This is a genomic window from Klebsiella sp. D-Nf1 (assembly GCF_002810515.1).
Taxonomy (GTDB): Bacteria; Pseudomonadota; Gammaproteobacteria; order Enterobacterales; family Enterobacteriaceae; genus Klebsiella; species Klebsiella variicola.
Genome location: NZ_PIOK01000009.1, coordinates 51,336 through 65,232, shown reverse-complemented (window position 1 = coordinate 65,232; position 13,897 = coordinate 51,336). Strand labels below are relative to the sequence as shown.

General features: G+C 49.3%; 18 protein-coding genes. 6 read left to right on the top strand and 12 right to left on the bottom strand.

The genetic code is table 11. The features are described from left to right. Nucleotides 1-55: 55 nt before the first annotated feature. The 11 genes from CWM54_RS24720 to CWM54_RS24670 form a co-directional block, all read right to left on the bottom strand. Entirely contained in the window at nucleotides 56-934 is an 879-nt protein-coding gene (locus CWM54_RS24720; RefSeq protein ID WP_064343494.1) for a major capsid protein, read from the bottom strand. A 26-nt stretch (nucleotides 935-960) separates the two neighbouring features. Next, on the bottom strand, nucleotides 961-1,860 hold the full coding sequence (locus CWM54_RS24715) for a DUF6651 domain-containing protein (RefSeq protein WP_100698828.1): 900 nt from the start codon (nucleotides 1,858-1,860) through the stop codon (nucleotides 961-963). Between the two features lie 22 nt (nucleotides 1,861-1,882). Further along, nucleotides 1,883-3,457, bottom strand: a complete 1,575-nt coding sequence (locus CWM54_RS24710; RefSeq protein WP_065519943.1) for a phage portal protein — start codon at nucleotides 3,455-3,457, stop codon at nucleotides 1,883-1,885. Between the two features lie 32 nt (nucleotides 3,458-3,489). Further along, nucleotides 3,490-4,746: a phage terminase large subunit gene (locus CWM54_RS24705; protein WP_004109863.1), complete on the bottom strand. Its 1,257-nt coding sequence runs from the start codon at nucleotides 4,744-4,746 to the stop codon at nucleotides 3,490-3,492. A gap of 2 nt (nucleotides 4,747-4,748) precedes the next feature. Next, entirely contained in the window at nucleotides 4,749-5,390 is a 642-nt protein-coding gene (locus CWM54_RS24700; protein WP_004109866.1) for a DNA-binding protein, read from the bottom strand. A 175-nt stretch (nucleotides 5,391-5,565) separates the two neighbouring features. After that, complete coding sequence (locus tag CWM54_RS24695; RefSeq protein ID WP_100698826.1) at nucleotides 5,566-5,832, bottom strand: hypothetical protein; 267 nt, start codon at nucleotides 5,830-5,832, stop codon at nucleotides 5,566-5,568. A 9-nt stretch (nucleotides 5,833-5,841) separates the two neighbouring features. Next, nucleotides 5,842-6,732 (bottom strand): hypothetical protein, encoded by an 891-nt coding sequence (locus CWM54_RS24690; protein WP_004109872.1) that lies wholly within the window; start codon nucleotides 6,730-6,732, stop codon nucleotides 5,842-5,844. Beyond that, nucleotides 6,729-7,280 (bottom strand): hypothetical protein, encoded by a 552-nt coding sequence (locus CWM54_RS24685; protein WP_100698824.1) that lies wholly within the window; start codon nucleotides 7,278-7,280, stop codon nucleotides 6,729-6,731. Before CWM54_RS24685 ends, CWM54_RS24690 begins: the two co-directional genes overlap by 4 nt. Further along, nucleotides 7,270-7,911: an ATP-binding cassette domain-containing protein gene (locus tag CWM54_RS24680; protein WP_100698822.1), complete on the bottom strand. Its 642-nt coding sequence runs from the start codon at nucleotides 7,909-7,911 to the stop codon at nucleotides 7,270-7,272. The genes CWM54_RS24685 and CWM54_RS24680 overlap by 11 nt, the downstream gene beginning before the upstream one ends. Beyond that, nucleotides 7,908-8,576, bottom strand: coding sequence for a ParB/Srx family N-terminal domain-containing protein (locus CWM54_RS24675; RefSeq protein ID WP_060527999.1), 669 nt, complete (start codon nucleotides 8,574-8,576; stop codon nucleotides 7,908-7,910). Before CWM54_RS24675 ends, CWM54_RS24680 begins: the two co-directional genes overlap by 4 nt. Next, nucleotides 8,576-9,280, bottom strand: a complete 705-nt coding sequence (locus tag CWM54_RS24670) for a ParB/RepB/Spo0J family partition protein (protein WP_050484892.1) — start codon at nucleotides 9,278-9,280, stop codon at nucleotides 8,576-8,578. Before CWM54_RS24670 ends, CWM54_RS24675 begins: the two co-directional genes overlap by 1 nt. A 59-nt stretch (nucleotides 9,281-9,339) precedes the next feature. Here CWM54_RS24670 and CWM54_RS24665 point away from each other — a divergent pair, with 59 nt between their 5' ends. Beyond that, a complete protein-coding gene (locus CWM54_RS24665) occupies nucleotides 9,340-10,899 on the top strand; it encodes a DEAD/DEAH box helicase (protein WP_023279440.1) in 1,560 nt (519 codons plus the stop codon). A 2-nt stretch (nucleotides 10,900-10,901) separates the two neighbouring features. Beyond that, a complete protein-coding gene (locus tag CWM54_RS24660) occupies nucleotides 10,902-11,177 on the top strand; it encodes a hypothetical protein (RefSeq protein WP_004109887.1) in 276 nt (91 codons plus the stop codon). A gap of 50 nt (nucleotides 11,178-11,227) precedes the next feature. Here CWM54_RS24660 and CWM54_RS24655 read toward each other — a convergent pair whose 3' ends face one another. Next, on the bottom strand, nucleotides 11,228-11,665 hold the full coding sequence (locus tag CWM54_RS24655; protein ID WP_100698821.1) for a hypothetical protein: 438 nt from the start codon (nucleotides 11,663-11,665) through the stop codon (nucleotides 11,228-11,230). Between the two features lie 155 nt (nucleotides 11,666-11,820). Here CWM54_RS24655 and CWM54_RS24650 point away from each other — a divergent pair, with 155 nt between their 5' ends. The 4 genes from CWM54_RS24650 (at nucleotide 11,821) to CWM54_RS24640 (ending at nucleotide 13,889) form a co-directional block, all read left to right on the top strand. Beyond that, nucleotides 11,821-12,351 (top strand): transcriptional regulator, encoded by a 531-nt coding sequence (locus CWM54_RS24650; protein ID WP_047065793.1) that lies wholly within the window; start codon nucleotides 11,821-11,823, stop codon nucleotides 12,349-12,351. 9 nt (nucleotides 12,352-12,360) lie between these two features. Beyond that, complete coding sequence (locus tag CWM54_RS28185) at nucleotides 12,361-12,660, top strand: hypothetical protein (protein WP_123609186.1); 300 nt, start codon at nucleotides 12,361-12,363, stop codon at nucleotides 12,658-12,660. Nucleotides 12,661-12,984: 324 nt separating this feature from the next. After that, complete coding sequence (locus tag CWM54_RS24645; protein WP_004109892.1) at nucleotides 12,985-13,635, top strand: hypothetical protein; 651 nt, start codon at nucleotides 12,985-12,987, stop codon at nucleotides 13,633-13,635. A gap of 50 nt (nucleotides 13,636-13,685) precedes the next feature. Then, nucleotides 13,686-13,889, top strand: a complete 204-nt coding sequence (locus tag CWM54_RS24640; protein ID WP_100698819.1) for a hypothetical protein — start codon at nucleotides 13,686-13,688, stop codon at nucleotides 13,887-13,889. Nucleotides 13,890-13,897 lie beyond the last annotated feature (8 nt).

The following is a 13,897-nucleotide window of genomic DNA, read 5'->3' as shown; positions in this document are numbered from 1 at the left end:
GGCGTATAGCCCACCCATTTAAAAATAATAGGTAAGTACTTACCTATTATTAGGATTAAATTTTGACGTTAGTCAGCGCCGCGATAGCTTTGTCGTGCTTATTGGCCAGAGAGCAGTACCACTTCACACGAGTACGTACTGCGTCTTTGTTCTGAACGGTGCCAATGTTTTCCACAACGATACCGGCGTTTTCGCCGCCGTACAGACCAGTTACACCGTTTTCTTCAGAAAGGTGCAGACAGTAGATATCCGCTTTGGTGGAGTCCGCAACCGGAATGAAGTCGTTTACGATAAACGGAACGCCGTTATGGCACAGCATTGGTCGACCGAAGTTTTCCATCATGATTTCGGATGGGCCTACGTTTACAGTTCGCAGCAGCGCACGATATGCGCGAAGATGCTCAGAACGCATCATGATGCAGTCTGCGCCCAGATCTTTAACTGCGTCGACCAGTTCGTCGAACATGGAGAAAGTCATGGAGGCGCCGGAGATGTCGATCTTCTGATCGTCATGCATCAGCTTCGGAATACCGTCGAAGGCTTTGTTGTTAGTGGAGGAGTCGCCAACAATCAGATTGCGGCGGAAGGCACGAGCCAGACCTTTGACTTTCTGACGAACCTGGATAGCCAGCTGGTTGTTGGTATCAGCCATAGTGGTAGCCAGGAATTTGTCGACGTCAACGTCGCCAGCCAGAATGCGCAGCTTCGCAACTTTCTCTTCGAAGGTTGCTGCACCTTCGGTGATGGTGTCGTTCACATCAATGAAAGTAGCTTCGCTCAGGGTTTTTTCGCGGTTATACAGATATGCCTTCGAATTGATCTTCATGAAAGGCAGGACGGCGAACAGGTCGTCACGATCGATAATGGTCTCGATCACGCCCTGTTCAAGCTCGTTATTAGACAGCTTTTCAGCTTCTTCACGCAGTAATGGCATCTTTCATTTCCCTATGATTTAAGATGTTACTTGATTCCGATTTTCCCTAAACCGGCAGTCAACTTATCCATTGTCGACTTGTTCTTCGGCTGGGTTACTTTGTGGGTCGGTTTACTAATTGAACCAGCACCCTGCTTAGCTTCGCTGCGCAATAAAGCGTCAGCTTCCGGATCTGCACGTAAAATACGCTCAATCGCGGATTCGAACGGTAACGGCTTACCTTCGCCGTCAACCAGAACAGCACGCTCTTTCTGACCTGCCGGCTTGTCATAGCCAACGACGTTACCGTCTTCACCCACTTCGAAATGAGAGCCGTAGATAACGCGGGCCTTAGCCGGAGTCATCAGAACTTTTTCACGCAGGAAATTGGAGCCAGAAAAGGAAGCGCCGACGGTCATTTCAACCAGCTGGGCTTTAAGTGCGGCGTTTTCGCTCTCCAGAGCGGAAAAACGTTCATCACGTTGAGCCATCTCAGCCTGGTGAGCTTCGATCATTTGCTTTTTCACAGCATCGAATTCACCGCGGCGTTCCAGTTCAGCTTGCTCCGCCTCACGGCGTGCGTTTTCTGCGGCTTGCTCAGCTTCCAGAAGCTGGCGTGCTCGTGCCGGATCGATATCACCGTACTGAGCCAGCTGATCGGCCATGGCACGCTCTTTTTCCTTGCGTTTCATGTTTTCTTTCAGCAGGTCAGCACCGGCTTTCTTGGATTTACGCAATTCAGCGAGCAACTCTTCCTGAGTCATCCCTCCGAATTCATCGTCTTCGATTTTCGGCTGATCTTTCTGCTCGCCGTTCTGCTTACCAGATTCCTGGGTGCCCTGCTCTTCTGCACCAGCGGGAGCTCCAGCACCTGCGCCACTACGTTCATGTGATTCGGCGACATCCATGAGGCCACGACGGGCCATTAGCATTTGCCACAGATTCATAAAAATTCCTTTTAATTACTTATCACTCGGTTGCTTGAGTTGATGAGTTCCCATTCCCTTGGGATAGATCTTGTCCGCTCTCTTGGACTGTATCGCGATGATAAGTAAGTACTGACTTATTTTCAAGAGTATTGAGAGCATTTTTTGGCGGAAAATTCAAGAGATCTTTCTCAAATTCTTTCTGCATCGCGGCCGAAATATTCGGGAAGATTTTCTCAATGAGCATTTCCATCTGATATCGACGCACAGAATCCGGTGCTTCCAGCAGCCCAAGTTTCTCGGCAACGGCAAATTCATCCGTCAGACCGCGGATATCAAAGCTCTCCGGATAGGCAATCAGCGAATGCTCCTCATCGAGATCGACCCCCATCCACTTCGCCGCCAAAAACATCATCTGGCGTTCAGCCCGCTCAAGACGCTCGGCTTTAGTAATAAGCAGACTATTAACCCGCTGAAAGTCATATAACTTGGCGGCCCCGGATGAATTATCGATCCCCTTAGCGTTATCCTGCTTTGTTCGCTCGCCAGCGACCCCAACGGAGTGGTAGATCTCATTAATCACGGTCTGGATAGTGGTGATGATCATCTGAGCTTGCTTAGGGTCTGGCGACAAATAGAAAGGCTGGTTGCCACTTTCCGAGTCATAGGTGAAGACGCGTTTTGTCCCCATTTCCATTACCTTTGCGTGATTCTCATCGCCTGGCAGGAGCGACTGAACAGGAATGGCCAGCTGGCTGAACGTCTGATCCTGAATAATGGCGTCAAGGTTCGACAGATAGTTGGCTACTGCACGGTCAAGGTAGGCGATATCATCAATAAGCGACGGGCTAAAATACGGCGATTCGCTCTCCCCTATGCAATCAACAGGAAACACAGGTACAACGCCAAGTTTGTGTTCGCCTTTATCTTCAAGCACAACTTTTGCGGTCCGACGACCGGCATTCCCGGCGCCTTTCTTAACCTCTTCCCGAAATAGAAACCACTCGTTACGTGTCCATAGACGATAACGCTGATATTCCTGGCCAGATGAGGTGAAAGGGTCTTGATCATCGCGCGCCACTTCGACAATCAGCGCCCAGATCAAATTGCCGTCATCGTCCCACGCCATATCCAACATCTGCTGCGGAGAAATCCAGTAGGCATAGGCGCGAACATCCTTCTTCTTCTCGTCAGCGACGGATTCTGCGTCACTATCCATCGTGCTATCGACCACCACCCAGACACGGCCATAGATGGAGGACTGGAGGTCAAGCGCGGACATAAAGCCATCGATGGAAACATTCTGTCGTGTCGCGCGTTTCCAGAATTTCTGAATTGGCTCAGGCGCTTCTTCTACATTTCGATGGATGTCCTCTTTGAAGAGATATTTATTAATCAGGTTCACCACTTCCCTGGTGTGATTGAAGCGGTAGGCGCGTTCCAGACGCTCCTTGAACTCCTGATCACCTTCTTTGAAGTATCGGAAAATGTTGTCATCGAACCAGGCACGCCCGCCAGCGTATGTGCTGGCGAGGAAATCCCAGTGCTCTTTTTTCTTTATGTATTCGGGGTGGCGTCTTGCCACAAGATCCTTAATTTGCTTATCAGTCAATTCCATTTGCTTCTCTTCCATGATATGTAAGTACTTACTTATCTTGAGCCACCAAGAATAACACGATTTTTTACGGGATACCTACGATGAACCGGGTAGCCCAAGGCATCCGCGCTGTGCTCAATCCCACCGCTCTTATCCATATCGCGAGAGCCTGGTTTGTAGATAACTTTCTCCAGTGAATCGATGAGATGTTTGCACTTAGGGTCGATATACAAACGAGTTTCGCCAGAGGCGCTCATCAACATGCGGTTCACTGAGTTCACACGATCAGCAATCGGTGGGTGCTTTTTCGGATAATCAACACGCAGAAAGCCCTTCTCCTTGAAGATGTCGATGTCCGATTCCCCACGAGCGTGCTGACGATAGGCGCCGGCCGGGTCTGGAAAAATTGTGACCTGCGATTTCCACCGCCAGAAGCGACGCTCCAGCTCATCGCACACTTCTGCCGTATTCGACGAAAACAAGACAAGCTCATCCACAGCCCACAGCTCCCCATTCGGTTGTGGCTGCAGGATGACCGACGACATTGGATCAATGTTGAAGTCCTGGCCTACCCACACCGGTAATTTAGGATTGAACTGCAGCGGCTTAACGTGAACGCTACGATCGAACGGGTAATACACACGCCCTGACATGTTTTCGAAGCTGGCGAGGTACTCCTGAGCGAACGACTTAGGGTCCATATCGTTCTTGGCTGCCTCGATTTCTGCCGTCGGAACGAATGGTGAATCAGCGGTTACAAACTGCCAGCTTTTCCACTGACCTTTGCGTTGCAGTTCTTTGTTCTGCCCGATAGTCCATAGTTTATGGAATTCGGAGAACCCTTTCGGCGTACCGATGATCAGCGCGCCGCCGCGGGTGGATGACAATGTCGGACGGAGAACCTTGTACCAGGTGTCTGGCTTCATATCCTGGAACTCGTCGAGCACAACGAAATGCAGCGCAACACCACGAAGCGTATCCGGTTTATCTGCGCCTTTAAGCGCGATCTCCGAACCGTTTTTCAACACGATGGTCATCGTGGTGTCGTTCTTCTTCCGAATCCACTTACGCGGCAGAACTTCCTGCAGATCATCCCAAAGAATCTGGCGCGCCATTTGGTAGGTCGGCGCGACGTACCAAACTCGTTGTTTTCTCTCCTTAGCGGCAGCGCGAATGATGGTTGAGATCGACAGCCTCGATTTACCCCAACGTCGTCCGGCGCACACAACTTTGAAACGATGTGGCGACTGGAAGACTTGCATCTGCCCGGAATGCAGCTGTACGAGACTTAGAGACGACGGGATGGACATGGTTATGCATCTCCATCATCGTCTTCGCCCGATGCGTCAAAATCGCTCTCAGCTTCGCTCAGCGCTTCTTCTTCGAGTGATTCCAACAGATCGTCATCAATCACTTCGGGCTCATCATCTTCCTTGCGCAGCTGGGCCACCTGTGATGGGGTTAGCTCGCCAAAGACAAGGTTCGGAATATCCTCTTCACCGCCTTCTTCTTTCTCCATGCCCAATGCCTTGGAGGAAATTTCGAAGCATTTCGCCAGCGTGCCGCTGGCGCGCTGCAGGCTTTTAAGATCGTCCTCAATCGAGGCCAGTGGCTTACCTTCGCGCTTTGCTGTAGTGACCTCGACCATCACCATCTGACCAAGGGCATACGCCCAGCCGTCATAGCGTGTCCGGCGGTCTTCTATCTTTTCGGCTCGGGCTTTAGCGCGCAGTTCTGCATCGGACTTGAGAGACTCGCGCACCATCTTTCCAACAGAATCGGCGCCTTTCTCTAATCCACGCTTTTTGAAGTGTCTGGAGAGCGTTTCACGACGGATGCCGTACTCTTCTTCCAGTTTTGAGAGCGTATACTCGCCCGAAGTCCATTTCGCTTCGGCTTCCGCCCATTCAGCCGGAGTCAGGCGAGTTTTGCTCTCGTCTTTTTCGACAGTCATAGATCCCTCTAAAACACACACAGAGCGCTTCCTTGCGCTCTTAAACAATTTGTTTTCTGGTTGTATTAATTAGGTCTGGGGAATCTGTTTGAGAGCCTGCTTTCGTATATATTTAATAAGTGACTTATTAGTTATATATACAGACGCAGGCTGTTAATCTGACTCCCAGACCAACTTACATCACCAGTAACTTGGCTCTGGCTCGACCTAATGTCGTCAGCCCCAAAGTTCGACGCTGGTAGCCAGAATCCTCTCGCGGCCGGCAGTCGTGCTTTTCGACCAAACCTTTCTTGATCAGCGCGCGCAGGGAGAATTGCATAGACTGCTTTGTCGTCCGGTAAGGCAGCACTTCCAGCAGCCCGTCCAGATCGAGCAAATGTCCACGTTCATGGCCTAAGTTGATGGTCTTAATGATGTCTTTCTGTTTATCAGTCAGTGTCATGGCAAATCCTTATGCCGGTAACGCAATATCCAGTGGTGCATTCAGCGGTTGTTTATCAAAAGCCAGCAGTGGCAGTGTGTCAGGCAGCTGGCGACCAAAATCAGGGTTGCGATAAACCCCATAGAGCGGTGAAGTGAAGCTCAGATTGTGAATATCCTTGAGTAGTTTCACGATGCTGGCCTCATCCACCAGGCTATCCGCGATATCCTGAATGGTAGTGCCACGGTTGCGGCCTGCTTTTGCCAGAGAACTATTCTTGTGGTAGTCCGCCACCAGATCTCGCAGTGCGCGGCGCCGGCGTGAATCAGTCATCGCAAACAGCTCCTTCACAATCGCTTCGTTGTCGCCGGGATCAGAACGAAAATGGCGCTGAAAGACGCGAAGTGCGCTTTCGTAGCTCTTCGGACGTTCAGGACGGATGAAGCAAAACCCTGCTTTCATAGCAAACGGGTTATATTTGCTCATCGACGACTGGATCTCGATGATTGGCCGGTCATGCATCCTGCTAACCAGATTAATCATGCGATACGATACCCCGACGCCACGATACTGGGTGTCCACTACAGAGCGGCTGATCACAGCGAAGTTGTTGTTTACGTAACGTCCCCAGTACTGATTTGCCACGGTGGTGTTGGTTGTGGGTTTCAGCTTTGGAAACATGCGATGCCGCGGCGCCAGCAGCAGTTTAGGGAAGGCCATAACTACAACGCCTACCAACCGACCATCTAGCTCACAACGATAGTAGGTAGGGGCGAACGGCTTCCCATCTGTCTTGTAGTGAAGCGACTTAAGCGCGTGCCAGTCTTCTACCGTCCCCCTGGTGACGGTCATGCGCTCAAGAAAGTCCAGATGGCGCGGGAACTCCTCCGGGCGATACCGTTTAATGATGATGTCAGTCATCGCATCACCACCTTACGGTTGCAAAACCCGCCACGGCAGATAGTGGATGCAGGACGAGTCACGATTCCCTCGATCGCAGGCAGTCCACCAGCTTTCTTGTCGGCCATAAACTGTAGTCGGGAACGATTGAACTCTTCCGCGATATAACCCTGCAGGTAGGTCAATGCCTCCTGATCATGGAGCTGCACGCCGTGATATTCTGCGGTCATCAGCGCCACATGTAGTGCCTCATGCCAGTAGACTGTTTCATCGTAATTTTCTGGCAGGTAGACGCAATGAAGCATCGTGTCGGCCTGAATATAGCCCAGAGTTGTCACCATGCCGACAACCCCATATACGAACTCGCTTTCATCGAGGCCATAGAGCTGTTTTATCGTCTCGACATAACGTCTTTCACCAAAGACGACACAGCAGCGATTGAAATACGGGGTAACGCGAAAACCATACGCGCCATGAGCACGAAGCCAATCTCGCCATTCGGCTTCTGTAGTCCAGCGGCGGCGCAGATCTGGGCCCTCATAAATCGGGAAAGTCTTTTTAATCTGCATAATCAACCTTCACTCGCTCCTTGTAGTGCTTGGTGATCTGCATATCCGGGCGCAGCGCGTTCTTCAGGTCTTCGTGGGTCGTCGCCACCATTACCGTCGCACCTACCTTTCGCGCGGCACGCTGGAGGTTCGAGGCCACAACCTGGGCGGTAACACGATCAAGAACTGCGCCAAATTCATCCGCAGCCCATACCTTCGCGCCCGACTCAATAAGCTTGGCGATCTTGAGACGGTATTTCTGGCCATCCGACATTTCAGAAGGTTTGCGCACAAAGAGATAGGCATCATTCAAGCCAGCCATCGAAAGCAGCCCTAACGCTTCGCTGGTGGTTTTACCCAGCTGGTCGATGACATTGACGTCGTTGTCAAAAGTAAAGTCATCAATGGAGGCGACTGAAAGCCCTTCCTCTTTCATCTGGCGTTGTAGCTCACGCAGCACGACAGATTTTCCGGAACCTGACTGGCCAGTGATGTAAACCACATCACCCTGCTCAACTTCCAGCTCAAGATTGTCGTAAAGTGTCCAGTCTTTTTCATCCAGGCCAAGCCCAAACGATTCGGCGATCTCAAGCGTGCGAGTAGTCTTGTTGACACGGGTCTGGAACGATATGTTGATGGTATATGTGCTCATGCTTCGACTACCCCGGAGGAAACTTTCTGCGCATAAGCAACGAACGCGTCTACCCCGCTCTCTCCCGTGATTTCTTCCATATGGGCAAGCAAATCCCCCACGACAATCGCAGAGCCAGCAGGGAGCGTTTTAAAGCCCAGAACATCGACCACTCGAACCTCTTCGGCGGCGACTTCGCGACTGATTTCGGTGTGCTCTTCTTTCTGGCGCTCGGTTTCCTCCCCCAGATCCATAACCAGTGCGCCAGTATCCATTTCTTCGGTCATGCTACCGACAAGCACGTTCAGCTCACGCTCGTCAAAGCCGAAGACTTCAACGTCACCAAGTACCAGAGACTCCAGCTCTTTCTGTAACTTGATGGCATCGTAATCAATGCTGGCCAGCCGGTTATCCTCCAGACGCTTCGCCTTCACTTCTTCATCGGACAGATCGTCGCGAACGATCACCGGCACACTTTTCAGCCCCGCTAAAAGCGCAGCTTCGCGGCGGCCGTGGCCGGTAATGATGACATCGTCTTTATCGACAGTGATCGGCTGGTCAAAACCACGCTTTTTTATGGCTGCGGCCAGGTCACGGATCTGCTGCTCGTCATGCTTTTTGGCGTTCATTTCATAGGGAATGAGCTCTGCCGGGTCTCGGTAGACGATTTCGAACGTTTTGGTCATTAAATACACTCCTTGTAGTTATCGACCAGCCATACCAGAGCTTCACCAGCATTCTCCATGTCGTTGCCGGTGTTGATCGCCTGCTCTTTGATGATGGATTTAATGGTTTCGGTAACGCGATCAGAAGCGTCAAACGTCACTTTGAAGCGCATGGTCTGGTGTTCCGCACCGACACGCTCAGCTTTTTCGCGAGAGTCCTTCTCAATGGGCTCTTCGTCGCCACGCGACAACGCCTCAAGCATTTCCAGGTCGATTGCCGACTCACGAGCCAGTGTGGCCGCCAGTTCGTCGTCGTAAGGGGCAATTTCCGACAGCTGATAATCGAGTTCGGACTGAATTTCCTCGATCAGACGCTGTAATGCGACCTGATCGTCTTCGCCGTATCGCTCGTTATCGACCAGAGACATTTGTTTCGCGACCAGATCGCTTATTTTGCCCACCGATATAACGGGAACCGTGGAAATACCCTGTTCCATAGCGGCTCGCCAGCGATGTTCGCCACCGAGAATCTCAAATTGGCCACCGTCCAGCTCTCGCGCGAGAATTGGCTTGAAAAAACCCAGTTTTTCAATGGAGCCTTTCAGTTTTTCGAAGTTTTGAGCACCAACCGAGTTGGTGTTCCAGGGATTTGGCCGGAGTCTGGCCACTTCTACCTGCAGAATGGTAATTTTTACGTCCATACTTTTTGATACAATCCATTGCATAAGTACTTACTTACTATTCTAGCCAATTAACATATAAAAGGCACGAAGGAAAGATATTTATGACTGTTAGGATTGTTTCGAACGCGGTCAACGCTATGGTCTCCGGCGCTGATGACAACGTGAAGCGACTCGTCCAGGAAATGCTGAGTTACGAAGTCGAAGCTGGCGACTGGAAAGGCACCAGTACTATGTTCAACTGGAGCAAAAATGCCTTCCCCGCGGGTTTTGCTAAATCGGTAGCAGCAAATCTGGTGAAGGCTGGCATTAAATGCGTGCATATTCGCAAAGACAAGGTTCCGGCGCTTGGTAAACCAAACCCGGCAGTAAACCCCTTCCCATATAATCCGGACTATGCATATCAGGATCAGACTGTCGAGACACTGGTTCGCGAAGGAATGATGATTGCGCAGATCGCCACAGGCGGGGGAAAGTCGAACGTAGCTTGCAAAGCCGCGGCGCGTATTGGTCGCATGACGCTGTTTTTAACCACCCGCTCTGTTCTTATGTTTCAAATGGCAGATAACTTCCAGAAGTCGATCGACTATCGCGCTGAGAATGGAGAGCCGTGGCTTAAAGGTCAGAAGGTTGGCATCATTGGTTCTGGTGAGTTTCAGGTGTCTCGCCATATCAATGTCGCAACAGTGCAAACCCTGGCGAGTTTTCTTGAAGAGCCTCCACGCGATATGCCGGCGGAGAAAAAGGCTTATCATCTTAAGCGCCGGGAGCTGGTTAAGCGATTCCTCTCAAGCGTCTCACTGCTAATCCTCGAAGAAGCCCACGAATCCTCCGGTTCAAACTTTTATGACATCGCCAGACTGTGCATTAACGCAGACTATCGCCTGGCGCTGACGGCAACCCCGTTTATGAAGGCTTCAACTGAGGCCAATATGCGTCTGATGGCGGTTGCAGGACGCATCGAGATAAAGGTCACTGAAAAATATCTGATCGAGCGAGGTATTTTGGCCAAACCTTACTTCGTATACCATAAAATCGCGTACACTCCGGATGAGGCTCGTATCCGAGCGGAGCTCGCTTCCAAGCATCTGAACTTCAGAGTTGGTATGAGCACGCCGTATCAGAAAGCTTATCAGCTCGGTATCGTTTACAATATTGGACGTAACGAGGCCGTCGTTCGCGACGCGCTGATGTACCGTGATCATGGACTGAACTGTATGACCCTGGTGAGGATCAAACGCCACGGTCAGATACTGATGGAAATGATGAAAGAGAGCGGCTTACGGGTAGATTTTATTTACGGTGAATCCAACCAGAGTACCAGACAGGCTAAGCTTAACAGCCTGGCTGCAGGGAAAATTGATGTGCTGATCGGCTCTACGATACTGGATGTCGGTGTCGATGTGCCAAGTGTTGGCGCCGTAATTCTTGCCGGAGGAGGCAAGGCCGAAGTCGAAATGCGTCAACGTGTTGGTCGCGGCCTTCGTGCCAAGAAGAATCAGGCAAATGTGTGTTTTATTTCGGATTTTATCGATATAAGCAACAAACACCTGATGTCACACTCATACGAACGAAAACACATTATTGACACCACTCCCGGGTTTGCGGAAGGCGTGTTGCCTGTCGGGAGCAGTTTTGACTTTGGTGTATTACAAAGAGATTAATTATGACCGAAAATCGCTCAATTTCATGTCAGGTGAAGCTCACCGAAAAAGCCAACGAAAAGCTTGGTTCGTTCAAAACGCGCCTGAAAGAGCGCAACATCAAAATGTCGAAGTCAGACATCATTAACCTTGTTCTGACCAAGATGAGCACAGCAGAGTTTGAGAAGATCGCGACCTCGATGGCAGCGGCTGAGAACGCTAGACAGAAAGTGTTGCAGATCTACGAGAACTCCGGGATGACCAAGGAAGACTTGGAAGATATCCTCAAACGTCTCTAACGCGTACTTACGGAGGGCGTGGGTAAAAAGCTCTCGCCCTCCTCTACCATTTATTTATAGGCTGTTTTCATGATGAACAGCTCTGCCGACACCGTCACCCCGATCCGATATTCGTCTTGCTTATCTTTTGACACCATGATTTCTCTTTCGGTGTTCATCTTGCCGCACATAATAGACATACCCTGCAGATCGGCAGACAGAATATGCTCGCCATAAGGCAGGTTTAACTCAACCTTCTCAGATGTTTTGATATCAGCAACTGGCTCACCATCAACAGAAAGCCGGCTGGTACAAAGCGCGCCCTTACTGCCAGAGTCTCGTTTCACGATGATTTTTTGCGTATTCTCTGACGGCGTATTGTATTTGGTCGACAGTATTCTAGAAGCTGGGACTGGGTCGGCAGCACTCGTCCTGACCGCCTGGGTTGAACATCCGGCCACCAGTAAACTGGAGGTTAGCAAAGCTATTAATGCGCACTTGTTCATCATTCTTCACCATATAGAAACTTGCCTGCAAACTATAACAATTCTAAGTATTTGCAACAAGGTAACGCTTTTTCGCCTGTCAAAACCAAGGAAATAGAAGATAATGGTGACTCGTACCTTCTGGTAATTTTTATCGCATAACATGAGGCGTTTAAAATATGCCCAATACCATTACCGATATCACCTACGGGATACCTGCTGAGGTTTGGCCACGCGATTACTCCAACGTGGAGAAGTCGTTAATGTTCTGGCGTAAGGCTATCATCCCTGTAAGGGTTACGATGGAAGATGGCCAGGTGTTCTGCATGTACGTTCAGGGGACGATGTCCTCCCGCAACAAGGTAGATCTATGCCCGGCGCCGTTCGACAAAGACAATCGTGTAAGGTTGCCACTTGAGCGAATCAGCACTATCGAGTCAGGTGTAAATGACGCTGTCACCCATGATTTCGTTGGTCGCGTAACCGTACATCCAGACTATGTTGATAACCGGCCATCTCGCCGTGATTTCTTTAAAATTTGCCGCCAGGCCCACGAGAACCAGAAATCAGTAAGGGTCTACATGGCGGACGGCCGCGAAATTGAAGGTGTGTCACTCGGCGTCGATGCTTGTCAGGTCACACTTGCCGTGGGGAACGGGCGAAAAATGATCGTCCTGTTTGATTGGGTTGAACGTATTCTGCCGTTTTAGGATATTGATGTGAAAATTGTAGCAGCATTAACATTCTTAACTTTCATTTTTAGCTCTTCCGCATTTTCTCAAGAAAATAGCATTGAACGAGCTCAACGTGTCACTACAAAGGTGTGTTCAAAGGCGGAAGACTACGATTTGTGCATGTTAGAGCTAAGCATGGCTTTAGGCGCTGCATATCAAGATGGACTGATCGTTTCGGGATGCAAGTTGGGGCTTGATGAGCCTTCGAAAGACAAATGCGAAAACTCGGAACGTTTTGGGGAGTATATAATAAAAGAAATCAGGAACTATGCAAAAAAGATGTAAATTCCTATAAGGGTAATAGCCGGCTATGTCCGGTTATTATTTTATGGGTCACTCCCCGATAAATCAAATCACCATAAGTATTGTCATCGCTAAATATATAAGGGTAATACACCGAGTGCGGAATTTATTTAGGCAACACCTTCGAGAAAACGCGATTTATTTCTAAGACTTTGATTTATTTGTGAAATAAATTTTTTATCACCCCTTGCGAAAAACGCTTGATTTTATTTTTTGTATGTCGATAATTACTTACATCGAAAGCAAACATGCTGACGATAGACGAAAAACAAAATAAGTTTTCAATATTACATAAGGATTAAAATCATGTCTAACGTAACCATTTCTAAAAAATCCATCATTGATGCTGCTGTAGTTATCACTGACGAATTACAATTAAAAGCAGATCAAGCTACTCAGACTTACAACGAACATTATCAGAATGGCACGCACACCAAAGCAGATAAAGCTAACATGCTTGCAGCGTCTACTAAACTTGCATACTTCGTGAATAACGTTGTAAACGCAGTAAACGACGATAAGCTGTCTGGTGTCTTCTACTACGCGATTAAAGCAAGCAAGCAAACGCCAGAAGTGTTTTTCCGCGAAGCGATGACAAATAGCTACTCTCTCGAAAAGCTGGTTTATCTGGTTAAGTCTATCAAGTCTGGTAAATGTGTGTATTCAGTCGCTGATATGTCCGGATCTCGCGTGTTCGCTTTAATCGATATGATTAACGATGAGATCGACACGTTCACAAATGGTGCTGTTTTCGATTTGATGAATGAAGCAAAACAAGCAAATGAAATTAAGTTAGACGCAGGATATACGCAAGCCAACCAGCTGATCAATCTGTGTGAACGTCTGGGACTGGTCGAGAAGATTAAAGGAATGGGCGCTGCCAAAAACGGATCGCAGCAATATCGCTTTATCAAAAATGATTTTTATAACTATCTGGCTGACGCTTTCAAAGCATAAGTAGACGGATTCAGCGCCCACTATGGGCGCTAGTTTTAAGGATAAAAATCATGATTAGCTATGACCAGATCCGCGCGGAGTATCGCGCTAAATATCGCGCTTATAAACTTGAACTCATCGACGAATTAAGCGCCCAGCGTGACGCGCTAAACTTTACGTTCTCTGATTTGCTTAACACCAAGCGAGACTGTAAACGGAAAAGAGAATATTTGCGCTTGTCTGAAATGATCGGAAAGCTGCAAAACAGCATTTAGCCACCAGC